General features: G+C 62.9%; 22 protein-coding genes and 2 tRNA genes. 16 read left to right on the forward strand and 8 right to left on the reverse strand.

Annotated features, from left to right (window positions below; all coding sequences use genetic code 11):
• The 5 genes from C1D09_RS01200 to C1D09_RS01220 form a co-directional block, all read left to right on the forward strand.
• On the forward strand, positions 1–2,348 hold a 2,348-nt coding region (locus tag C1D09_RS01200), incomplete at its 5' end, for a VCBS domain-containing protein (protein WP_143972602.1).
• Between the two features lie 72 nt (positions 2,349–2,420).
• Complete coding sequence (locus tag C1D09_RS01205; protein WP_143972603.1) at positions 2,421–2,786, forward strand: hypothetical protein; 366 nt, start codon at positions 2,421–2,423, stop codon at positions 2,784–2,786.
• A gap of 328 nt (positions 2,787–3,114) precedes the next feature.
• Positions 3,115–4,314: a type 1 periplasmic-binding domain-containing protein gene (locus C1D09_RS01210; RefSeq protein WP_143972604.1), complete on the forward strand. Its 1,200-nt coding sequence runs from the start codon at positions 3,115–3,117 to the stop codon at positions 4,312–4,314.
• Positions 4,315–4,332: 18 nt separating this feature from the next.
• Entirely contained in the window at positions 4,333–5,055 is a 723-nt protein-coding gene (locus C1D09_RS01215; RefSeq protein WP_246135623.1) for a thermonuclease family protein, read from the forward strand.
• A 161-nt stretch (positions 5,056–5,216) separates the two neighbouring features.
• Positions 5,217–5,969 carry a GGDEF domain-containing protein gene (locus tag C1D09_RS01220; RefSeq protein ID WP_246135624.1) on the forward strand — a complete coding sequence of 251 codons (753 nt, stop codon included), beginning with the start codon at positions 5,217–5,219 and terminating at the stop codon, positions 5,967–5,969.
• Between the two features lie 48 nt (positions 5,970–6,017).
• On the opposite strand, the gene C1D09_RS32995 is transcribed toward C1D09_RS01220, so the two are convergent.
• Positions 6,018–6,102 (reverse strand) — tRNA-Thr (locus C1D09_RS32995).
• Positions 6,103–6,426: 324 nt separating this feature from the next.
• Here C1D09_RS32995 and C1D09_RS01225 point away from each other — a divergent pair.
• Positions 6,427–6,963: a T4SS efffector SepA family protein gene (locus tag C1D09_RS01225; RefSeq protein WP_143972605.1), complete on the forward strand. Its 537-nt coding sequence runs from the start codon at positions 6,427–6,429 to the stop codon at positions 6,961–6,963.
• Between the two features lie 236 nt (positions 6,964–7,199).
• Here C1D09_RS01225 and C1D09_RS01230 read toward each other — a convergent pair.
• Positions 7,200–7,274, reverse strand: a tRNA-Thr gene (locus C1D09_RS01230).
• 163 nt (positions 7,275–7,437) lie between these two features.
• Between C1D09_RS01230 and C1D09_RS01235 the strand changes: the two genes are divergently transcribed.
• The 9 genes from C1D09_RS01235 (at position 7,438) to yacG (ending at position 13,143) form a co-directional block, all read left to right on the forward strand.
• A complete protein-coding gene (locus C1D09_RS01235) occupies positions 7,438–7,614 on the forward strand; it encodes a hypothetical protein (protein ID WP_143972606.1) in 177 nt (58 codons plus the stop codon).
• A gap of 128 nt (positions 7,615–7,742) precedes the next feature.
• Positions 7,743–9,035 (forward strand): UDP-N-acetylglucosamine 1-carboxyvinyltransferase, encoded by a 1,293-nt coding sequence (gene murA / locus C1D09_RS01240; RefSeq protein WP_143972607.1) that lies wholly within the window; start codon positions 7,743–7,745, stop codon positions 9,033–9,035.
• Between the two features lie 167 nt (positions 9,036–9,202).
• A complete protein-coding gene (locus C1D09_RS01245; protein ID WP_143972608.1) occupies positions 9,203–9,634 on the forward strand; it encodes a DUF2948 family protein in 432 nt (143 codons plus the stop codon).
• A gap of 7 nt (positions 9,635–9,641) precedes the next feature.
• Complete coding sequence (gene hisD, locus C1D09_RS01250; protein ID WP_143972609.1) at positions 9,642–10,934, forward strand: histidinol dehydrogenase; 1,293 nt, start codon at positions 9,642–9,644, stop codon at positions 10,932–10,934.
• Between the two features lie 6 nt (positions 10,935–10,940).
• On the forward strand, positions 10,941–11,426 hold the full coding sequence (locus tag C1D09_RS01255) for a UPF0262 family protein (protein ID WP_143972610.1): 486 nt from the start codon (positions 10,941–10,943) through the stop codon (positions 11,424–11,426).
• Positions 11,414–11,884 carry an arsenate-mycothiol transferase ArsC gene (locus tag C1D09_RS01260; RefSeq protein ID WP_143972611.1) on the forward strand — a complete coding sequence of 157 codons (471 nt, stop codon included), beginning with the start codon at positions 11,414–11,416 and terminating at the stop codon, positions 11,882–11,884. Before C1D09_RS01255 ends, C1D09_RS01260 begins: the two co-directional genes overlap by 13 nt.
• Before the next feature lie 196 nt (positions 11,885–12,080).
• A complete protein-coding gene (gene infA, locus C1D09_RS01265) occupies positions 12,081–12,299 on the forward strand; it encodes a translation initiation factor IF-1 (protein ID WP_006200926.1) in 219 nt (72 codons plus the stop codon).
• A gap of 23 nt (positions 12,300–12,322) precedes the next feature.
• The gene (locus tag C1D09_RS01270; protein WP_143972612.1) at positions 12,323–12,949 is read left to right on the forward strand and encodes a Maf-like protein; all 627 of its coding nucleotides are present in this window, start codon (positions 12,323–12,325) and stop codon (positions 12,947–12,949) included.
• The gene (gene yacG, locus C1D09_RS01275; RefSeq protein ID WP_143972613.1) at positions 12,946–13,143 is read left to right on the forward strand and encodes a DNA gyrase inhibitor YacG; all 198 of its coding nucleotides are present in this window, start codon (positions 12,946–12,948) and stop codon (positions 13,141–13,143) included. The genes C1D09_RS01270 and yacG overlap by 4 nt, the downstream gene beginning before the upstream one ends.
• Positions 13,144–13,158: 15 nt before the next feature.
• On the opposite strand, the gene melA (C1D09_RS01280) is transcribed toward yacG, so the two are convergent.
• The 6 genes from melA (C1D09_RS01280) to melA (C1D09_RS01305) form a co-directional block, all read right to left on the reverse strand.
• Positions 13,159–14,529 (reverse strand): alpha-glucosidase/alpha-galactosidase, encoded by a 1,371-nt coding sequence (gene melA, locus C1D09_RS01280; protein WP_143972614.1) that lies wholly within the window; start codon positions 14,527–14,529, stop codon positions 13,159–13,161.
• A 19-nt stretch (positions 14,530–14,548) separates the two neighbouring features.
• The gene (locus tag C1D09_RS01285; protein WP_143972615.1) at positions 14,549–16,216 is read right to left on the reverse strand and encodes an ABC transporter ATP-binding protein; all 1,668 of its coding nucleotides are present in this window, start codon (positions 16,214–16,216) and stop codon (positions 14,549–14,551) included.
• Between the two features lie 10 nt (positions 16,217–16,226).
• Complete coding sequence (locus C1D09_RS01290) at positions 16,227–17,366, reverse strand: ABC transporter permease (protein WP_143972616.1); 1,140 nt, start codon at positions 17,364–17,366, stop codon at positions 16,227–16,229.
• A complete protein-coding gene (locus tag C1D09_RS01295) occupies positions 17,367–18,374 on the reverse strand; it encodes an ABC transporter permease (RefSeq protein WP_143972617.1) in 1,008 nt (335 codons plus the stop codon).
• Between the two features lie 117 nt (positions 18,375–18,491).
• The gene (locus C1D09_RS01300; protein ID WP_143972618.1) at positions 18,492–20,573 is read right to left on the reverse strand and encodes an ABC transporter substrate-binding protein; all 2,082 of its coding nucleotides are present in this window, start codon (positions 20,571–20,573) and stop codon (positions 18,492–18,494) included.
• Positions 20,574–20,675: 102 nt separating this feature from the next.
• Complete coding sequence (gene melA, locus C1D09_RS01305; protein ID WP_143972619.1) at positions 20,676–22,142, reverse strand: alpha-glucosidase/alpha-galactosidase; 1,467 nt, start codon at positions 22,140–22,142, stop codon at positions 20,676–20,678.
• A 247-nt stretch (positions 22,143–22,389) separates the two neighbouring features.
• Between melA (C1D09_RS01305) and C1D09_RS01310 the strand changes: the two genes are divergently transcribed.
• Positions 22,390–23,265, forward strand: a complete 876-nt coding sequence (locus tag C1D09_RS01310) for an AraC family transcriptional regulator (RefSeq protein ID WP_143972620.1) — start codon at positions 22,390–22,392, stop codon at positions 23,263–23,265.
• Positions 23,266–23,276 lie beyond the last annotated feature (11 nt).

The raw sequence follows: 23,276 nt of genomic DNA on the forward strand, positions 1-23,276 counted from the left end.
CGGCCGATCCCGACACGGGCCACACCGCCACCTGGAGCGTCAGCCCCAACAGCCCGCAGGGCACCGGAACGGCTTACGGCACCTTCAGCGTCGACAGCAGCGGCCAGTGGACCTACACCCTCAACAACGCCAGCGCCGCCGTTCAGGCGCTGGCCCAGGGCCAGACCGTGACCGAGACCTACACGGTGCGCGTCACCGACGACAAGGGCGCCTGGGACGACCAACAGGTCACCGTCGTCATCAAGGGCACCAATGACACACCCACGATCACCGGGGACACCTCGGGCGCGGTCGTCGAGGCCGGCAATGCCGATCCCGGCACCATTGTCGCCGGCACGACCTCGACCGATCCGGGCGCGCTGACGGCCGGCACGCCGACGGTGAGCGGCACGCTGACCGCACACGATCCCGACGCGGGCGCCACGGCCACCTGGAGCGGCAATGCCGCCGGCACATATGGCAGCTTCGCCGTCAACCCGACCACGGGCGTGTGGACCTACACGCTGGACAACAGCAAGCCCGCCACCAACGCGCTGGCCGAAGGCGCCAGCGCGACCGAGACCTTCACCGTGACGGTGACGGACGACAAGGGCGCGACCTCCACCCAGGACGTGACCGTCACCATCACCGGCGCCAACGACAGCCCGGTCATCAGCTATGCGGCGGGCAACGCGGCCGGCGGCGTGAGCGAAGACGGCACGCTGACCACGGGCGGCCAACTGGCCTCGGCCGATCCCGACACGGGCCACACCGCCACCTGGAGCGTCAGCCCCAACAGCCCGCAGGGCACCGGAACGGCTTACGGCACCTTCAGCGTCGACAGCAGCGGCCAGTGGACCTACACCCTCAACAACGCCAGCGCCGCCGTTCAGGCGCTGGCCCAGGGCCAGACCGTGACCGAGACCTACACGGTGCGCGTCACCGACGACAAGGGCGCCTGGGACGACCAACAGGTCACCGTCGTCATCAACGGCACCAATGACGTGCCGGTCGTCACAAACAGCCACAATTGGATGTCGAGCGACCCGTCACAGCAGGCGGCGACCGGGCATGCCGACGGCTATCCTCTGCTCGTGAATATCCCAACCGATCCGGACGGCAACAATCTCACGGTAACGGCAGCAAGTGTTCCTGCCGGCGTTTACTACTTCGATGGGGCCGCCTACCACGTGGTAACTTCGGGGATGACGCTGTTCCAAACCGGTGGCATCAACCTGCTGGATGACCTTGTCTATCGACCGACGGCGACCGCCAACGACACAGTAAACGTCAACCTCGCGCTCAACGTTTCAGACGGTTTCGTTACGACGACGGAGAACGTAGGAATCCATGAGGTTGCACCCAACCGTTTGCCGACCGACTCGTCGGAGGTCAGCAACGACGGTCACCCGCTGACCTCCGGCAGCAGCCAGACCCACGACCTCACAATATCGCAAACGACCGTCAACGGCATTATTGCCGACCCGCACGGCTCGACAATCGTCGTCTATACCGACTTTCAGAACACGCCGATCACTACTCCGATCCCAGCCAACGAGCAAAATCCCGGGACATTCAACGACGGCAGTACTGGTTCGCACCGAGAGCAGGAAGTGCAGGCCGAGATCGTCATCAACGGCAACCACTTCGTCGTGGTGGAAGCTGACACGACCGCAGCGAAATTCGAGCAGAGCTGGTTCTATGATTCGGCCAGCGGCATGATGAAGGCGACGGTGAGTTACGACAACATCCTGCTCAATGGCACTGGACAATCGCTTGCAAACTATCTGATCGACCATCCGCCATCAGCTGGCGACACCTGGACCTTGCTTTACACCGACAATGCCGGCGGTCCATATCAGGCGCGTACTCTGCAGTTTGATTTCTTCACCCATGATCCGGGCGATCCCGGCATCACGGTGACGGGCGACGCGACCTTGCCCGATCAGATCTATGGCACTTCCGGTCACGACGTGCTGAGCGGCGGCGGCGGCAACGACATCATATACGGTGCCGGCGGCGACGACTTGATCATCGGTGGTCTCGGTCAGGACACGATGACGGGCGGCGCAGGCGCCGATACGTTCAAGCTCGACCATCTCGATATCAAGGATCTGATCGCAGATTACCATGGCGGCGAAGGCGACAAGATCGACTTGAGCGCGCTGTTCGACAAGGCGGCGGCCGGCAACATCACCGACTATGTGCATTACAACAGTGCGACCGGTACTTTGAGCGTCGACACCAGCGGCTCGGGTAACGCGGCCAACTTTGTTGATGTCGCCGTTCTGCAGAATGCGCCTGCCGCCGGCACGATCAACATCCTCTACGATGACACGCAGCATCAACAGCACACGGCCACGATTTAGCACTTATGCCTGGCCGAGCTGGCGTGCTACATATTAGCGAAGAATAAAATGGCGGTTTGGAGAGGGACTTAAATGAAGCGTTGTACGAAATTGCTGGCTTCGGCCGCGCTGCTGCTGGCGGGATCGACGGCCTTCGCCGCCGACATCATCGAGGGACCGGTGGGCGATTATTGCCGCACCGTCGGCACGTCCAACCTGGTGCTGACCGACAACATCGTCGATCTCAAAACCCAGGTGGTGAAGCTGATGGACGAATCGGTTGCCGTCGCCAACAGTTCGGAATGGATCAACTCATCCCGGCCTGCCTTCGTCTGGGCTTCGGAAGCCAAGGTCGCTTGCGGCATGGCCTATGGTTATTTGAAGACGAACTACAAGGACGAAGACACGCTCAACAAATGCGAGTGTTTCCACGATCGCATGGTCGAGTACATGCACTGACCGGATGGGCCGGGCCTGTTGGCCATCATGACATTGGACGGATCAATTTCACGGGCGATCGCCGCAACGATCACCCTGTTCGGCCTTGATCTGCCTGCCGCGCGGGCCGGCGCCAACTGGCTGGGCAGGTGCCGATTGCGTGCGCGGCGTGTTCGCATCCGGGCCACCACACATGAAATGCCACCGACTATCGCGCCGCCCGGCGCGTCGAGGCGCGGAGTTCGGGCTTTCGCCGAAGAAAGAACAGCAAGACGGCGCGGCAAGTCCGCCGTAACATGAATTGAGGACCAGACCGGAAATATCCGGCGGAAGACGGGGTGGAGCCATCATGGAAGCTGTCCGGCAGGACCGCAGTCCGCGGATCTGGGCAATCGCCCTGGCGCTCGCCATGCCGTTGTCGGGCTGCCAGTCGAAAGGCGGCGTTTCCGAAGTGCTCGATCCGGCCGGCGTCGCCGCGCCTGCGGGACAGAATGGCGCGGCCGGCGCCGGCCCGGCCCGGGCGAGCCAGTCGCTCGGCACCGGCTCGGCCAAAGTCACGATGCTGCTGCCCTTGTCCGCTCCAGGGCCGTCAGGGGAAACCGGCCGAAAGATGCTCGACGGCGCCAAGCTGGCGATGGCGGATATCGGCAATGGGCTTCTGACGCTGACGATAGAGGACACGAAAGGCGACAGCGCGCAGGCCGGGAAATTGGCCGTGCAAGCCATCACGACGGGATCCAAGGTCGTCATCGGCCCGACCGAACTGCCGGCGGCCCAGCATATTGCCACGCTGTCCGGCTCGACGCGCCCCCCGGTTCTGGCGCTTGCCGACAATTTCGCCGGCAGCGCCGGGGTTTATGCCGTGCGCCTCAGCGAAGCCGACAGCGCCGCGGCGGGTGCTGCGGGGCTCGCCGCGAAAGGCCGCAAGAAATTCGTGTTGCTTGTCGCGGAAGGCTCGAACGCCAGCGCCGTGGAGAAGCGGGTGGCGAACGGCCTCAGCATCTATGGCGCGACGCTCGCGGTCACCCTGCCCTATACGGACAGCGGCGGGGGCACCAAGGCTGTCGACCAGATGGGCTCACTTGTCGACGCTCCCGACGCGGTCATTGTTGCCAGCGGCGACGGCAGCCCCGCGCCCGTCCTTGCCGCCCTCAAATCAAAGGGCATTCCGGGGAAAGCGGTTTCAGTCGTCGGAACCGACCGTTGGTTGGAGCGCCCGATGGATCCGCTGTTCGAGGGGGCATACATCGCCACGCTCGATCCAGGCGAGACCGGACCGATCGCCGACCGCTTCAGGGCGACATACAACTATCCGGCCGACGTCAATGTGGCCTATGCCTATGATATGGTTGCCCTGACGGCGGGGATTGCCAGCGCGGTCGGACCCGACGGCTTCAGCAAACAGACCCTTGAAAACCCGAACGGGTTTCGCGGATCGACAGGTCTGTTCCGTTTTCGCGCTGACGGTTCCAGCCAAAGATCGATGCCATTCTATCGGATAGAAAAGGGTGCGCTCAAACTGGTTGCCAAATCGACGTCGGGTTTCTGACCGGCCGCCGGCGGGACCTTGCACGAACGCCGCGCCGGCCTGATGGGCCGGCATGCCCGCCTGGTGATCGCGATCGGGGGCCTCGAGCTCGTGCTTGGAATTGTCCTGATCATGCAGGCCGGAGACGTGCTTTCCCTCGACCGGCCTGCCCGTGCGCCATCCCTTGAAATTGCCGGCACGCATGCAACCCCGACGGCCGCGGCCATTCCCGACGGACAGTTGCGGGAACCGGCACGGCGGATTGCCGAGAGCCTTATCGCCCCGCCGCCGGTCGACGTGTCGCAAATCGAGCGGGTCGAAGCCCGGCCGCCGCTCGGGGACCTCGGCCTCGCCGTCCGCCCCAAAACGCCGATGCCGCAGGATTGGCGCGAAACCCTGCTCTACCGTCCGATTGCTACGTCGTCGGCGATTTTCGAATCGATGGGGTGGAAGGTGGTGATCAGCGGAACTCAGGACATCGGCGTGGACCAGGCCTGTTCGTTTCGCGACGAGGTCTGGCCCTGCGGCCAACGGGCGCGCGCGGCCTTCAATGCCTGGCTGCGGGGGCGCGCGCTGACCTGTTTCCTGCCGCCGGAAACCGAGCGTTTCGCCATCGCCGCACCGTGCCGGCTGGGCAAGCAGGATGTCGGCGCCTGGCTGGTATCCAACGGTTGGGCGATGGCGCTGTCCGGCGGCATGTATGGCAAGGCGGAAACAATTGCCAGGAACGCCCAGATGGGTATCTTCGGGCCGCCGCAATAGGCAGCATTTTGACCGTCAAGACGCGGAATTTCTCATAAACCGGCGTCGCCGGGGTCTATCGAAGACGCATTCGGCCTTTTTCCATCAAATTGTACAGTTCGGCGAAACCGAAATTACGGCAGGCAGGCCTTATACCAGCCGACCTGACAGGAGATTGGCCAATGACGAGACCAATGGCGACCACCACTGCCCAGCCCTGGAAGCAGGTCGCGTGGCTGACATTGCTGGGGACCGCCGGAATCCTCGGCCTTTCCGTTGGCCTCAACTACCTGCTGCTGTTCAGCGACGCGCTGACGCCATTCGCCCGCAGCATGATCACCGCGGGACTGCTGCCGGTCATCATCGGCCCGCCGCTTTTCGCGCTGATCGGCTGGAACCGGGTCGAAATCCACCGCTATCGGCGGGAACTCAACAGGTCCGGGACATATGACAGGCTGACGGGTTGCCTGAACGGGCCGGTCTTCACGTCGATGGTCGAGCGAAGGGCGGCCAGGCGATCGGGGCCAGGACCGCGCTCGGGCGCCTTCCTGGTCATCCACCCCGAACACCTTCGATCCATTAACATGCGCTTCGGCCTTGAATGGGGCGACGAGGCCTTGCGGCTCATCGTCTCGACCATCCAGTCGTCGGTGCGCGAGGAGGACCTTATCGGACGCATCGGGGCCTCGATGTTCGGGGTTTTCCTCCCTGGCGCGACCGAAGCTGAGGCCAAGCAGATCGGCGAGCGCATCCGCACGCGCATCGCGCAAGTCTATTTCGCGCCAAAAGGCACCGAGGATGTCCTCACCATCAAGGTCGGCGGCGTGATGCTGGAGAACGAAATGGAGTTCTCGGACATGTTCCGGTCGGCCGAACAGCACCTGTCCGACGCGCAGGATGACGCCGGGTTCGAATTGACGCATCTTCACAGCTGACAACAGCCAGGGAGCCAAAGCAGGTCAATTCAGGGAACCAGGGGAAACTGGTGCTGCGAGAGAGGATTGAACTCTCGACCTCTCCCTTACCAAGGGAGCAGGATGTGTTTTTAGCAGACACACCAGACGCAGCAAACCCATGGATTTGCGGGTTTTTGGCCTTTCCCTAACTGTGTGTTGGCCGACAAAATTTGTGCTGCGATGCAGCGCAAAGGGGTCTGCGCTGCAATTTGCAGCACAGACGAAACGCCGCTGTTCTGACGACTAGTTCTTCTCCCACGGACAATTTCCGGTTGCGCTTTTGAGTGGCTGAAAACACTCGATGCGCCGAGGCGACGCCGCTCGGCAATGCCATTTCGTATTATACGCCGTACTGTACGATATGGCTTGCATTCATGCATCGTATGGCGTATATACGGCCTACGGTGACAAGCGCCGGAGAACAGGAGAAGGACTTATGATGCCGTCTATCGAAATCTCTCAAGAACTTTTCAAACGCATTCAGCGTCACGCCATCCCACTGGTGGACACGGCGGAGACTGCGATCGCTCGGGCGTTCGACGCTTTGGAGAAGGGCCCCACGACCCCGAGCAAGCCGAAGATCGACGACGCGCGGGTTTTTGACGGAGAGGCGCCGCCAGACCTCACTTTCGCGACCCTGCTGGCCGCCAATCTCGACGGGAAGGAAATTAAGAACCCCTATTGGAACACCTTGATGGATGAAGCCATCCGGCTTGGGTTCAAAGCTTATGGATCATTGAAAGAACTGCGGCAGCATTGCCCCGGGAATTATGCGGATGGGCAAAAGGATGACGGGGGGTATCACTACATGCCCGATCTCGGGATTTCGGTGCAGGGACGTGACGCCAACGCTGTCTGGCGCGCAACAAGTCAACTCTGCAAGCAGCTCGGCATTTCGGTTGCCGTCGAGTTCCGCTGGGCGCACAAGGAACACATCAAATACCCCGGAGAAACGGGCCAAATGGCAATTTGACCGCTCGTTGCCCCGAATTGCGTTGCGGCCAGGTCCGGCGGACCCGGACCTGGCGCAACATTGCACCATTTTACGACGACCTTACGAGGCCAGGTCCAGAGTTCCGCGGACCCGGATTGTCTGCCTGGACCGGCAGACGAAATAGACAAAATGAGTTTTGCGCTGCGTCGCAGCACAAAATGACAACTCTCCACGAGAGAGCCTAAAATTTAAACCGCTGATTTTATTGAAAAATCTGGTGCTGCGAGAGAGGATTGAACTCTCGACCTCTCCCTTACCAAGGGAGTGCTCTACCACTGAGCTACCGCAGCCGCTGATGGCGGGGCTTCTGCCATATCGAACCGGCAAGCGCAAGGCCAAGAACAACGCTTCTGTGAAAGCCTTTGCCGGATGGCTTTCAATGACATGGCGGCGCCACAATGTTGGCTATCCCTGAACGGCAGGTCTGGCCGGGTCGCCGGCCGGGACGGGACGATGAGCGACAAGACGATACCACCGAAAAAGGGCGGCACGAACCGCAAGGACCGGCTCGCCGAGCAGTTGCGCGCCAATCTGCAGAAGCGCAAGGCGCAGTCGCGCTCGCGCCGCACGGGTGAAGCCGACCAGAGGCCGGACGGGCTCGGTTCGGCCAAGGAAATACAGAAAGATTAACTCAAATCAGCCACTCTTGGCCCGGATGTCCGGAAATCCTATTTCTTGAACCACACCGGCCAATGGTCTAGACGGGCCGATACTCAAACGATTGAACCGGCTTTTTTGGCCGAGAGGGACGTTCTCCAATGGATCGCATCAGAATTGTCGGCGGCAACAAGCTTGCCGGAAGCATTCCGATCTCGGGCGCGAAAAACGCCGCCTTGCCGCTGATGATCGCCTCGCTGCTGACCGACGACACGCTGACGCTGGAAAACGTGCCGCATCTGGCCGATGTCGAGCAGTTGATCCGGATCCTCGGCAATCACGGCGTCGATTACTCGGTCAATGGCCGCCGCGAGAAGCAGAATGAAGGCTATTCGCGCACCATCAACTTCTCCGCCCGCAACATCGTCGACACGACGGCGCCTTACGAGCTGGTGTCGAAGATGCGGGCGTCGTTCTGGGTGATCGGGCCGCTGCTGGCCCGCATGGGCGAGGCCAAGGTATCGCTGCCCGGCGGCTGCGCCATCGGCACGCGCCCGGTCGACCTGTTCCTCGAAGGCCTGCAGGCGCTTGGCGCCGATCTCGACGTCGACACCGGCTATGTCATCGCCAAGACCAAGAATGGCCGCCTGGTCGGCAACCGCTACGTCTTCCCCAAGGTCTCGGTGGGCGCCACCCATGTGCTGATGATGGCGGCTTCGCTGGCCAAGGGCGAGACAGTGCTGGAAAACGCCGCCTGCGAGCCTGAAATCGTCAACCTCGCCGAATGCCTCAACGCCATGGGCGCAAGGATTTCCGGCGCCGGCACACCTGTTATCACCATTGACGGCGTCGAATCGCTGTCGGGTGCGCGCGTGCGCGTCATCCCCGACCGCATCGAGACCGGCACCTATGCCATGGCTGTCGCCATGACCGGCGGCGACGTCGTGCTCGAAGGCGCGCGGCCAGAGCTGTTGCAGACCGCGCTGGACGTGATTTCGCAGACTGGTGCCGAGATCACCCAGACCAATTCCGGCATCCGCGTGAAGCGCAACGGCGCCGGCATTTCGCCCGTCGACGTGACGACAGCGCCTTTCCCGGCCTTCCCGACCGACCTGCAGGCACAGTTCATGGGCCTGATGACGATGGCCAAGGGCAAGTCGCGCATCACCGAGACGATCTTCGAAAATCGCTTCATGCACGTCCAAGAACTGGCCCGGCTGGGCGCCCACATCACGCTTTCGGGCCAGACGGCGATCGTCGACGGTGTGGCGAAGCTGAAAGGCGCGCCGGTCATGGCAACCGACCTTCGCGCTTCCGTCTCGCTGGTCATCGCCGGCCTCGCCGCCGAAGGCGAGACCACGGTCAACCGCGTCTACCATCTCGACCGCGGCTTCGAGCGGCTGGAGGAAAAACTGTCCAACTGCGGCGCGGTGATCGAGCGCATTTCGGCCTGACAGTCGAGCGGCGGCAGCGTCGGGCGGAGACTGCCCGTAAGGCCTTCATCCGCTGCCAGCACCGCAAACCCGAGGCAATTGGCTCGGGTCGAAGTCGTGTCGCGGTTGCACCGGCCGGAAAGACCGCCTAACAGAGGGCTGAAACCAACCTTAGGTGCAAATTCCGCATGGCCCTCAAGCTTATCGCGCTCGACGACCAGGATCTGAGCATCGTCTCGGCCCATGTCCAGGACGCCGTGATGAAGGTGTCGGATCTTGAATTCCTGCCTGCGGCCAAGCGTTTCGTGCTGACCATGAACCGTTTCGTCTGGGAGGCGAAGTCGGGTCTGTTCCGCCAGCACAATGAACGGCGGCAGGCCGTTCTGCATTTCGACCGGGTGCTGGGCGCCAAGACCAACGGCATTGCCCGCGACAAGCCGGCCGAGGTGCTTTCCCTGCTGGCGATCAGCTTCATCGAGATCAGCAGGCCGGCCGGCATCGTCGAACTCATCTTTTCGGGCGGCGGCACCATCATGCTCGATGTCGAATGCATCGAGGCCCGCCTTGCCGATATAGGCGGCGCGTGGGAAGCCACGTCGCGCCCAATTCACAAGGCTTGAGCGCGCCATGGCCATCACGCTTCGCCAGTGCGACGCCGATTTCGAGCAGCGCTTCGCCGCTTTCCTGACGACCAAGCGGGAAGTGTCCGAGGATGTCGACGCAGCGGTTCGCCAGATCATCGCGCGCGTGCGCGCCGAGGGTGACGCGGCACTGATCGACTACACGCAACGGTTCGATCGGGCCAATTTGAAGAGCCTCGGCATTGCCGTGTCGAAGCAAGACATTGCGGCCGCATACGAGACGGCCGATCCAAAGGCGATCGAAGCCCTCGAATTCGCACGCGATCGCATCCGCTCCCACCACGAGCGGCAGCGGCCGAAGGACGATCGCTACACCGATGCCGCCGGGGTCGAGCTCGGCTGGCGCTGGACAGCGGTCGAGGCCGTCGGGCTCTATGTGCCGGGCGGGACGGCGAGCTATCCAAGCTCGGTGCTGATGAACGCCGTACCGGCCCGGGTGGCGGGCGTCGAGCGCGTTGTCATGGTTGTGCCGGCCCCGGATGGCATCATCAATCCGCTGGTGCTGGTGGCGGCCGACATATCAGGCGTGACCGAAATCTACCGCGTCGGCGGCGCGCACGCGATCGCTGCCCTTGCCTATGGCACAGAGACCATAAGACCGGTCGCCAAGATCGTCGGACCGGGCAATGCCTATGTCGCGGCGGCCAAACGCCAGGTGTTCGGCACGGTCGGCATCGACATGATTGCTGGCCCCTCGGAAGTGCTCGTGGTGGCCGACGGCAACAACAATCCCGACTGGATCGCTGCCGATCTGCTGGCCCAGGCCGAGCACGACGTGTCGGCGCAATCGATCCTGATCACCGATGATCCGGCCTTCGGCAAGGCGGTCGAACAGGCAGTCGAACGCCAATTGCAGACCCTGCCGCGCGGTGAAACCGCAGCAGCGAGCTGGCGCGATTTTGGCGCGGTGATCGAGGTCGCGACCATCGAGGCCGCGCTGCCGCTGGTCGACCGCATCGCCGCGGAACATGTCGAACTGGCCATCGACGATGCCGAAGGTTTCCTGTCGCGGATGCGCAATGCAGGCGCCGTCTTTCTGGGGCGCCACACGCCGGAAGCCATCGGCGACTATGTCGGCGGCTCCAACCACGTGCTGCCGACCGCGCGCTCGGCGCGCTTCTCGTCGGGCCTGTCCGTGCTCGATTTCGTCAAGCGCACCTCGATCTTGAAACTCGGGTCGGAGCAGTTGCGCGCGCTGGCGCCGGCCGCCATCGCGCTCGCCAAGGCGGAAGGGCTCGACGCGCATGGCCGGTCCGTCGCCATCCGGCTGAACATGTAGGCTGAGATGACGGGATCCGATCAAACCCGCGCAAAACTGATCGATGTCGAACTCGATGAATCGATCGGCCGTTCGACACCCGACGTCGAGCATGAGCGGGCGGTGGCGATCTTCGACCTGATCGAAGAGAACAGTTTTCAGCCCGTCAACGACAGCGGCGCCGGCCCCTACCGGCTGAAACTGTCGCTGGCCGAGCAGCGCCTGGTCTTTGCCGTATCACGCGAGGACGGCACCGCAGTGGTCACCCACATCCTGTCGCTGACGCCGCTCAGGCGCATCGTCAAGGATTACTACATGATCTGCGAGAGCTACTACGACGCCATCCGCTCCTCGACGCCGAGCCATATCGAGGCGATCGATATGGGCCGGCGCGGCTTGCACAATGAAGGTTCGCAGACACTGATGGACCGGCTCTCCGGCAAGATCGACATCGACTTCGATACGGCGCGCCGGCTGTTCACGCTGGTCTGCGTGCTGCACTGGCGGGGCTAGCCCTGGTACCCGGCGCCCTGCCCCGCTCGATCCTGTTCGTGTGCGGCATGAATGCCGTGCGCTCGCCAATGGCCGAGCAACTGGCGCGCCGGATGCTGCCCGCCACCATCTTCGTCGCCTCGGCCGGCGTACGCGCGGGCGAGCGCGACCCGTTCGTCGATGCCGTGCTGGCGGAGGAAGGCCTGTCGCTGGGCGAGCGTCATCCCAGGACGCTGGACGATCTCGAGGACGACTATTTCGACCTGATCGTGACGCTGGCGCCGGAGGCGCACCATGCCGCGCTGGAACTCACCCGCTCGCTCGCCGTCGAGGTCGAATACTGGCCGACACAGGACCCGACCAATGCCGGCGGCACGCGCGAACAGATCATGGCGGCCTACCGCGACGTGCGCGAACGGCTGAAGTTGCGCATAAGCCGACGTTTCTTGCTTCCAGACACAAGAAACACGGCGGATTAAGCGTGTTCACAAGCGGACGATTATCATATAGGTTCCGCCGAAATTCCGGCTAGAGTCGGATGATTTCAGGTCTGTTCGACCTGAAATCATCCGACTCTAAACCAAGAAGTAGAGCATGATGTCGTCCGAAAACCGCTTCACACTTTTCGGCATCATGCTCTAGGCGCTGGAACTGCAATCCAAGCAAAGGTATCGAATGCCGAAGGAAGAAGTCCTCGAGTTTCCGGGTGTCGTGACGGAATTGTTGCCGAACGCGATGTTCCGGGTGAAGCTCGAAAACGAACACGAGATCATCGCCCATACGGCCGGCCGCATGCGCAAGAACCGCATCCGCGTGCTGACCGGCGACAAGGTTCTGGTCGAGATGACGCCATACGACCTGACCAAGGGCCGCATCACCTACCGCTTCAAGTAAGATCAAGGCTCGACTGATCCGCGATGAGCATTTTGCAGAAGCTGGTGCTTGCCTCGGGTTCGCCGCGCCGCATCGAACTGTTGCAGCAGGCCGGCATCGAGCCGGACCGTATCCTGCCAGCCGATATCGACGAAACGCCCCTGCGGGCCGAGCATCCGCGCTCGCTCGCCAAGCGGCTGTCGAAGGAAAAGGCCGAGAAGGCGTTCGCCTCGCTGAACACCGAAACGGATCATGCGCCAAGCTTCGTGCTGGCCGCCGACACCGTGGTCGCGGTCGGGCGGCGCATCCTGCCCAAGGCCGAGACGCTGGACGATGCCGCCAACTGCCTCGGTTTGTTGTCCGGCCGCTCGCACCGGGTCTATTCCGGCATCTGCCTGATCACACCAGGCGGCAAGCTGCGCCAGCGACTGGTCGAAACGCGGGTGCGTTTCAAGCGGCTGCCGCGCGAGGAGATCGAAGCCTATGTCGCCTCGGGCGAATGGCGAGGCAAGGCCGGCGGCTATGCCGTCCAAGGTCTCGCCGGCTCGTTCGTCGTCAAGCTCGTCGGCTCCTACACCAACATCGTCGGCCTGCCGCTCTATGAGACGGTGGCGTTGCTATCGGGCGAAGGCTTCAAGATCCATCAGAACTGGCTGACCGCACGGCCATGAATTCCGACTCCAAAATCACGCCGCTGCGGCCGAAGCGCCCCTGCCCCGAATGCGGCAAGCCGTCGGCGCGCGACACCTTTCCGTTCTGCTCGGCCCGCTGCAAGGACATCGACCTCAACCGCTGGCTGAAGGGCGCCTATGTCATCAAGGCCCGCGACGACGAGGAAGACCCCGACGCCGACGGTCCCAAGTAAGACCGGGATCGCCCGTCAGGCGGCCTCGGTCTTGCGGCTCACGCGCGCCCAGGCCGGCAGCCAGTCGCGGTGGGCGGCCAGGAGATCATCGACCAGCGACCAGATCTGGTCGAGATCGAGTTCGGCAGCCGTGTGCGGGTCCATCATCGCGGCGTGGTAGATGTGCTCGCGGTTCTCGCTCATCAGCGCCCGCACCGTCAGTTCCTGGACGTTGATGTTGGTGCGGATCAGCGCCGTCAACTGCGGCGGCAGATCGCCTATATAGGTCGGCTGGATGCCGGAGGCATCGACCAGGCATGGCACTTCGGCGGCGCAGTCGCGGGGCAGCGAGGTGATGCAGCCATTGTTGCGGACATTGCCGTAGATCACCGACGGCTCGCCGGTCCAGACCGAGTTCATGATCGAGGAGGCATACTCCCTGGACTCCTCGACCTCGATGCGTTGGGCCGAGCGGTAAGCCTGCGCCTGGTCTTTCCAGCGCTCGATCTGCTCGATGCAGCGCTTGGGGTATTCGTCGAGTGGAATACCGTATTTCTCGATCAGATCGGGGCGACCCTCCTTGATAAAATAGGGGGTGTATTCGGCGAAATGCTCCGAGCTTTCGGTGACGAAATAGCCGAGCCTGGTCAGCATCTCGTAGCGCACCTTGTTGGGGCAGCGCGGATTCCAGCCGGGTTTTGGCGCGCGGCCTTCGCGATAGGCGCGCACGAGATCCGGATAGAGGTCGCGGTAGGAGCCGTCGGGCTGGCGGTGCTCGAATTTCAGGTAGAAGGCCATGTGGTTGATGCCGGCCGAGCGGTAGCGGATGTCCTCGTAGGGAAGGCCGAGATCATGCGCCAGTTCCATCGCCGTGCCCTGCACCGAATGGCAGAGGCCGACCTGCTTGATAGTGGGGTACTTCTCCGAAATCGCCCAGGTATTGATCGCCATCGGGTTGACGTATTGCAGCATGATCGCCTCGGGGCAGACCGCGAGCATGTCCTCGCAGATCTTCCACAGGTGCGGCACGGTCCTCAGGCCGCGCATGATACCGCCGACGCCGAGCGTGTCGGCGATCGTCTGGCGCAGGCCGTATTTCTTCGGCACTTCGAAGTCGGTGACTGTGCAGGGCTCGTAGCCGCCGATCTGGAAGGCGACGACGACGAAATCGGCCCCGGCAAGTGCCTTGCGCTGGTCGGAATAGGTCTCGGCCTTCGCCTTCACGCCGAGCGTCGCGATCAGCTTGTTGACGACGATGGCGCTCTCTTCCAGCCGTTGCGGATTAATGTCCATCAGCGCGATCGTCGCGCCCGAGAGGGCTGGCCGCTGCAGCACGTCGCCGACAATGTTCTTCATGAACACGGTCGAGCCGGCGCCGATGAAAGTGATCCTGGGATGTCTTGCCATACTAACCTCCGGCATATGTTCAAGCCACGTCGAAAGCGGCTCGGACGAGCCGTTCGGTGTAGGCGGTCTTGGGACTGGTGAGGACCTCGTCAACGGGTCCCTGCTCGACGATCTTGCCGTGCTGCATGACGATGACGCGGTGGCACAGCGCGCGCACCACCTTGAGATCGTGCGAGATAAAGAGGTAGCTGAGGCCGCGATCGTCCTGCAGCTTGCGCAACAGGTCGATGATCTGCGCCTGGACGGAGAGGTCCAGCGCCGATGTCGGCTCGTCGAGCAGGATGAATTCAGGCTCAAGCGCGATGGCGCGGGCGATCGCGACGCGCTGGCGCTGGCCGCCGGAGAATTCGTGCGGGAACCGCGACAGAATATCGCCTGGCATGCCGGCGCTGACCAGGGCGTCGCGCACCCGGTCGACCCGCTCGGCCCGCGTCGCGCCGATCCCGTTGACGACCAGCCCTTCCTCGATGATCTGGCCGATCGTCATGCGCGGATTGAGCGAGGAGAACGGATCCTGAAAGACGATCTGCATGCGCGAGCGCAGCGGCCGCATCTCGTTGCGCGACAGGCCCTGGATCGGCTGGCCGTCGAAACGGATCTCGCCGCGCCTGGCGTCGATCAGTCTCAGCAGCGCCTGGCCGAAGGTGGTCTTGCCCGAACCGGATTCGCCGACCAGCCCCAGCGTCTCGTGGCGGCAAAGCCTGAGGCCGAGATCGTCGACGGCGACCAGCTCGCGCCAGTCCGGCTTCAGGAAACCGCCGTGGCGCAGCATGAAGCAGACGCGCACGTCATTCGCCTCGAGGATGGCGCCGCTGCCCTCAGGAAGCGGTTGCGGGCGTCCGCGCGGCTCCGAGGCGAGCAGCCGCCGCGTGTAGGGGTGCTGTGGGTCCGCAAACAGCCGTTCGGTGACGTTGTGCTCGCACATCGCGCCATGCTGCATGACGTAGACATAGTCGGAAAATTTGCGCACCACGGTGAGATCGTGGGTGATCAGGATCACCGCCATCCGCAGCTCTTTCTGCAGATTGCGGATCAGGTTCAGGATCTGCGCCTGGACGGTGACGTCGAGGGCGGTGGTCGGCTCATCGGCGATCAATACGTCAGGATCGTTGGCCAGCGCCATGGCAATCATCACGCGCTGCCGCTGACCGCCCGAAAGCTGGTGCGGATATTGTTTGAGCCGCGCCTCCGGCTCGGGGATCTGCACATGCCGCAGCAGTTCGAGCGCCCGTGCCCAGGCCTGCCGGCGGCCCACCTTGCGGTGCACCCGGATCGCCTCGACGATCTGGCTGCCGACCGTATAGATAGGGTTGAGCGAGCTCATCGGCTCCTGGAAGATCATCGAGATGCGGTTGCCGCGCAGCTTGCGCCGCTCGCTCTCGGGGAATTTCAGGATATCCTGACCGTCATAACAAATGCTCGACCGGGGCGACACGGTGGCCCGCCGCGACAGCAGCCCCATGACGGCGCGCGCCGTCACCGACTTGCCGGAACCGGACTCGCCAACGATGGCAATCGTCTCGCCGCGATAGAGCTGGAACGAGATGTCCTTGACCGCTTCGACAACGCCGTGCTCAACCTTGAAGGCGACCTCGATGTTGCGGGCGTCGATGATGGGCTGGTCCTGGCGCCCGTCATGGTCATGACGAACGGTGGGGGCGAAGGACTCGGCGAGTACGACGGTCATCCCAGCCACCTCAATACGGATCGACGGCATCGCGCAGGCCGTCGCCCAGCGCGTTGAAGGCAAAAACGGTGGCGAGCACGAAGCCGACCGGCGACAGGATCCAGGGATAGGTGCCGATGACGGAGTAGGTCGCGGTGTCCTGCAGCATCAGGCCCCACGAGATCAGCGGTGGCTTGACCGCGAAGCCGAGGAACCCGAGAAAGGATTCGAGCAGCACCACCGTCGGGATCGCCAAGGTGACGGCGACGATCACGTGGCTCATTACATTGGGCAAGATGTGCTGCAGGATGATGCGCCGGTCTGTGGCGCCGACCGCCATGGCTGCGCGCACATATTCGATGCGCGCCAGCGCCAGCGTCTTGCCGCGCACCTCGCGCGACATCTGCGCCCAGCCCAGCGCCGACATGACGATGATGACGAAGGCGAGGAACACGTTGGTCGGCGCGGTGACGGGGATCAGCGTCGTCAGCGCCAGATAGAGCGGCAGTTGCGGGAAGGCCAGCACCAATTCGACGAAGCGCTGCATCCAGACATCGAAACGGCCACCGAAATAGCCGGAAACCATGCCGACGGTGGTGCCGATGACGGTGATGATGAAGACGACGGTCAACGCGATCATCAGGGAAACCCGTGAGCCGTGGATGGCGCGCGACAGCACATCGCGGCCGAACTTGTCGGTGCCGAGGAAATGTACGGGCTGGCCGTCCGTCGAAGCGAAGAAATGCCGGTCCGCCGGGATCAGCCCGAAGAGCTTGTAGGGCGCGCCCTCGACGAAGAAGCCAAGCAGCCTCGGGTGGTCGTAGTCGGGGCCGACGACGGGCTGGAAGGTGACCGGATCGAGGTCGGCGGAATCGGCCAGCGCATAGACCCGCGGCCGGGCGACGAAATTGCCGTCCTTGTCGTGAAAGGAAGGCAGTTGCGGCGGGGCGAAGCCGACATCGGTCGCCTTCGGATCCATCGGCGCCAGGAATTCGGCGAACACAGCCATCACCAGCAGCAGCACGACGAGCCAGAGCCCGGCCATGCCGGTCCAGGAACGCTTCAGCCGGCGCCAGACGAGCGCGATATAGCTCTCATTGCCGCGCGCCGGCTTGGCGACGACGGGTCCTTCGGCCGGCAGCGGTGGGGGTGATGGATCGCGGGCTAGCATCTAGCTCTCTCCGTATTGGCGGATGCGCGGGTCGAGCAGGACGAGCAGCATGTCGGCGATGATGTTGCCGACGATCAGCGTCGCCGACAGCACCATCATGAAGGTGGCGGTGACATAGACATCGCCGACCGCCATCGAACCGACGATCGCCGGGCCGACGGTCGGCAGCGCGAAGATGATCGCCGTCTCGATCTCGCCGGTGAGCATGTAGGGCAGCACCACGCCCTGATACATGACGAGCGGATGCAGTGCATTGGGCACGGCATGGCGCATGACGACAGCGCTGCCGGTCAGTCCCTTGGCTCTCGCCGTCTCGACATATTGCGCGTTGAGCGTATCCAGCAGATTGCCGCGCATGACGCGCATATTGTAGGCGAGGCCGCCGAAAGTGGCGATCGCCACCACCGGCCAGACATGCTTGACCAGGTCGACGAACTTCGCCCACGACCACGGCGCGCCGCCAAATTGCGGCGAGAAGAAGCTGCCGATCTCCGACACGTTGAACTGGAAGACCAGGAGGTAGACGATGATCAGCGCCATCAGGAAGCGCGGCACGGTCATGCCGAGGAAGGCGATGGCCGAGAGCGTCGAGTCGATCCAGGTATACTGCCTTGTCGCGGCCCATATGCCGAAGGTGATGCCCAGCACCGAGGCGAGCAGATGGCAGACCAGCGCCAGGAGCAGCGTGCGCGGCAGGCGCTCGCCGACGACATCGGCCACCGGCTTGTTGTAGTAGAGGCTGTAGCCGAAATCGCCGCGAGTGATGATGCCGCCGATCCAGTTGAGATACTGGACGGGCAGCGGTTTATCGAGGCCGTGTTCGACGCGGTAGGCCTGCGCCTGCGCATCGGCCTCGGCGAAAGACGCGCCACCCTGGTTGATCAACTGCGAACGGATGTAGTCGGCATAGTCGCCAGGTGGCGCCTGGATGATGGCGAAGGTAACGAGGCTCAGGATTGCGAGGACCGGCATCGCCGACGCTATGCGCATAGCCAAGAATCGCAGCATGGACGGCCGGCTTTCTCATTTCGTCGGACGCTCCCATCGAGGGGTCGTTCGGAGGGTTGCTCTGTCCCGGCCGCGCCAGCGGCGCGACCGGGTCTCTCTTGGTCAGGGGAGGTAAACTTACATCGGGCCCTTGTCTCCGGGTTTGCCGGGGAGCTCCTGAGGGAACAATTCGTATTTCGCCTGCTTGTCGGCCGCGACAAAGACGCGTTCACGAACGATCGAATCCTCGGCCCAGTTGAACATGAAGATCGGCGTGCCCTGCGGAATGTTCGAGAAGCGCTTGTTGATGATCAGCGCGCCTGGATATTCCGTCAGGCCGACATTGTAGATGTGTTCGGTCGAGATCTTCTGGAACTCTTTCATCAGGCTGGCGCGCTTGTCGTTGTCCTCTGACGCGACGAACTTGTTGACGATGTCGACGAGGTCTTTTTCGAAGGGCATCAGGTCGACCTCGCCGCTTTCCGGCGCACGGTGGTTCCAGCTGGTTTTCGGGCCGACAGGCGCAAGCTGTTCGGTGTTCTGCACGACCGAGGTCAGTTCCTGGTCGTTGCGCCGGATCAGCCAGTCGAAACGGCCGGAATATTGCGAGGCGTCGCGCTGGGTGCCGTTGAGGCCGTTCAACACGACCCTCAGGCCCAGCTTCTCCATTTGCGCGACAATACCTTCGGCAAGGCTTTTGTCGGTGCCGTAGTCGTTGTTGACCAGCATCACGATCTCGACGTTCTTGCCGCCGGCGGTGCCGGCCGGGAAGTTCACGAAACCGTCGCCGTCGGTATCCTTGAGGCCTGCCTTGGCAAGTTCGGCCTTGGCGCCCGCGAGGTCGAACGGATAATAGACGGTGGACTTGCGGTCATAGAAGCTGGTGCCCGAGGAGAAGCCGCCGGGATAGATGGCGGTGAACGGTCCCTTGACCAGGGAATCGCCCAGCGCCTTGCGGTCGAGCGCCATGGTGACAGCCTTGCGGAAGTCCTCGTTGCGGTTCAGCTCACGGACTGCCTGGCTTCGCTCGTCCGGGTTGCCCCAGCCATTGGCGGAATAGTTCAGGCGCAGATTGTAGCCGATGAGGCGTGGACCAAAGGCGAGCCGTGCCGGCGCCTTGGCTTCGGCGGCGCGCTTCAGCGAGGCGACAAAGTTTTCCGGCTGCTCGAGGTTGGAGAAGTCGCCCGAGCCGGCGACCGCCTGGACGTCGCGATCGGCCCAGGTCGACAGCTTGTACTGCAGTTCGTTGAGATAGGGCAGCTGGTTACCCTTCTCGTCGACCTTCCAGTAGTAGGGATTGCGGCGCATGACGATGATGTCGTCCGGCCGGTATTCGACCGGCACCCAGGCGCCCATCACCGGCATGTTCATATATTCCGGCGGGAAGGCGTTCTTGAACTGGTCGTAGGTGTTCTTCGAATATTTGGGATGCTGCGGCTTCAATATGTGCGCGGGGCCTGGGCAGAAGGTGCCGTAGGCCATGGCGTAGAGGTATTGTTTCGGGAAGGCTTCCTTGAACGTCCACTCGACAGTGTAGTCGTCGATCTTCTTCAGCGTCGTGCCGACGCCGAAGGTTTCAGGTGTCGCGCCATTGAGCGGCGAGACGTTCGGGTCGACCACCTCGTCATCCCAATAGAACATGACGTCGTCGGCGTTGAAGGCCACGCCGTCAGACCATTTGGCGCCCTCGATCAGATGCATGGTCAGCTTGTGGCCGTCCTTCGACCAATCCCAGCTTTTGGCGAGGTTCGGCAGCGGCTCGGTGTCCTTGGCTTCGACCTGGAACAGCGGCGCCGTGCGCGTCAGGCACTCGGAGAGGCCGATATCGATGCCGCCCCAGCCTTGCGTCTGGCCGGCGCCGTAATTCCAGCCTTCCGGCCGGCCACCGATGACATGGCGCATCGTATCGCCGTAGACACCGATGCCGTCAGGCATGTTGGCTGTCTTGAAGACCAGCGGCTCCTTCGGCAGCCTGTCCTTCACCGGCGGCAGCTTGCCGGTCTTGACGTATTTTTCGGTCACCCAATCCGGCTCGTGATATTCCGGGAGGGCCTTGAACTCCAGAATGGAGTCGCGCGCGACGTATTTGATCTTGCCCTCGGCCGGAAAGGTCGCCGGCACCGGCGGGACCGTCGGCTCTGATGCGAAAGCGTTGAGTGCCGGAACCGAGACGCTCAGCGCCAGTCCGGCGGCAATGCCAATGCTGCGTAGGTTTGTCATAATCTCCTCCCTCATGTTCAAACGTTTTCTGCTGCTCGTCTTCTGCCCGAAACCAGCTGCGGTGGACCTGCCTCCCGTGGGTCCGCCGCCGCGCCGTGCTTGTCAGCCGGCCTGCTTGAGCGCGGCTTTTTCGGCGCGCAATTCCTCGATCGAGCGCACGTTTCGCCGCGCGGCACCGGTCCATTCGCGGGTCTTGACCGCGGATTTCGACAGCCGCTCCTTGGCGGCCGGAACCGCGTGCGCATATTGCGGCAGCCATTGAGCCTGGGCGACGACCATCTCGTCCACCATCTGCCAGACCTCCTCCGGCGTCGACACGGCACCGACCAGCGGGTCATGCAGCACGGCGAGCTTCAGGAGATCGATGTCGCCCGATACCGCGGCATGGACCGACATGCGCTGGACGTTGATCGACGATATGCAAGTGGCCGCACAGGCTTCCGGCAGCGTGATCCCGGCAGCCATGTTGATGCCGAAGCGGTCGACGAAGCCGGGCGATTCGATGATGGCATCCTGCGGCAAATTGGCGATCACGCCGTCATTCCTGACGTTGAAGTGGCCACGATAGACGCGGTTGGTCTCCAGTGCCTCCAATATGTGGCTGGCATGTTCGTTGGAGCGCTTGGCCGGATCGATCGGCTTCGAGGCCGCTTCGAGGAATTGCGGATACTCCGTCTCGAACCAGTTGCGGGTTTCGGTGGAGTAGCGGAGATAGCCGCCGGTCTCGCCATGGATCCAGTCCGACATGTCGATCCAGCGCGTGATCTCGTCGGGCCGCTTGCGATACCAGGGCAAATATTCGGAGAGATGGCCGTTGCTCTCGGTCGAATAGACGCCGAAGCGCTTCAGAACATCGATGCGCAGCTTTTCCTGCTGCGAATAGATCGGATGCGCCTCGAAGGCGGCAACCAGCTCATCCTTGCCGATCTTGCGGCCATTCAGCCGCAGATCGATGAACCAGGTCTGGTGATTGATGCCAGAACAGACATAGTCGAGCTCGTGCCTGGACTTCGCCCCCAGCACCTCGGCGATCTGCTCGGCTCCATGCTGGACGCCGTGGCAGAGGCCGACCGTGTCGACCTTGCCGTATTCGATCGCCGCCCAGGTATTCATGGCCATCGGGTTGGCATAGTTGAGGAATTTGGCGCCCGTCGCGGCGACCTCGCGTATGTCCTTGCAGAAGTCGAGGATCACCGGAATGTTGCGCTGGCCATAGAGGATGCCACCGGCGCAGATCGTATCGCCGACGCACTGGTCGATGCCATATTTCAACGGAATGCGGATGTCGTCGGCATAGGCCTCCAGACCTCCGACCCGCACACAGCTGATGATATAGCGTGCGCCTTCGAGCGCCTTGCGGCGATCGGTTGTCGCCGTCACCCTGGTTGGCAATCCGTTCGCCTCGACGACCTTGTCGAGGATCGCCTTGATCATCCCGAGATTGTGTTCGCTGAGATCGGTCAGCGCGAATTCGATATCCCTGAATTCGGGCACGCACAGGATGTCCGTGAACAGTTTCTTCGTGAATCCGACACTGCCGGCACCGATGATAGCGATTTTGAAACTCATCTGCCGCACCTCATTCTATTCCAGTGGCAGGCCGGGAGTGACAGGGGGCGGGTCGCGGCCACATGCCACGGCATGTGTGCGGGACAGGCCTGATTCCGGCCTGTCAACCTCCCTGTCCGCTCCTCGCCTGCGGATCTCTCTCGCTTTTCGAGGGGGATTATGCCCTTATTCACGAGCGCGACCAGAGAAGGATTATGCTTTCAAGGGTAATTTTGTGCTACGAGATTTGATCGCCAACGGACAGTCGATGCGAACGATTTCGCTGCCGCGCGGCCGGCAGCGCCTGCACGCCATGCCGACCAGTACCGGCTATGAGGTGCGCGAGGACGAGATCTATGACTGGGACGGACGCAAACGCGGCCAGACGCCGTTCACCGTGCTCCAGCACACGATCGGCGGCACCGGCCGACTGCGCTACGAGAACCGCAACTACCGCCTGCAAGAGAACGACACGCTGCTGGTGCTGGTGCCGCACAACCACCGCTATTGGCTGGCGAGCGACGAGCGCTGGGAATATTTCTGGATCTCGATGAACGGCGAGGAGGCGCTGCGCATCCACAAGTCTATCCTCAGCATCTCCGGTCCGGTGCTGCGGCTCAAGCCGGCCACGATCGATCACCTTGCCGATTGCAGCCTGCGCCTCATCAAGGGGGCCGCCTCAGCGGGTGCCGCGTCCGCCATCGCCTATGAGGCAGCGATGGCGCTCTATGACGACGTCTTCGGCTCGCATGCCTTTGCCGAAAAACAGAGCGCCATGCAGCCGGTCATCGACCATATCAACGCCAATCTCGACAAGCCGCTGCCGGTGGCGGACCTCGTCCAGATCAGTGGCCTCAGCCGAGCCCATTTCTCGCGCTGCTTCGCCGAGAGCGAAGGCTTGCCGCCCGCCGAGTTCGTGCTGCAGCAGCGCCTGCAGCGGGCGGCGAAGCTGTTGACCAAGGCGGATTTCCTGCCGGTGAAGGAGGTCGCCATCCTGTGCGGCTTCGAGGATGCGAACTATTTTTCGAAGGTCTTCCGCCGCCTCTACGGCACCACGCCCAGCCAATTCCGCACCACCGGCATGTATGCCAATCTGCGGACTCCGGCCAGGCGCGGGGTCAGGGTGTCGGACGACGAGAGCTGATGCCGCTTTGA

This window comes from Mesorhizobium intechi, from assembly GCF_002879535.1.
Taxonomy (GTDB): domain Bacteria; phylum Pseudomonadota; class Alphaproteobacteria; order Rhizobiales; family Rhizobiaceae; genus Mesorhizobium; species Mesorhizobium intechi.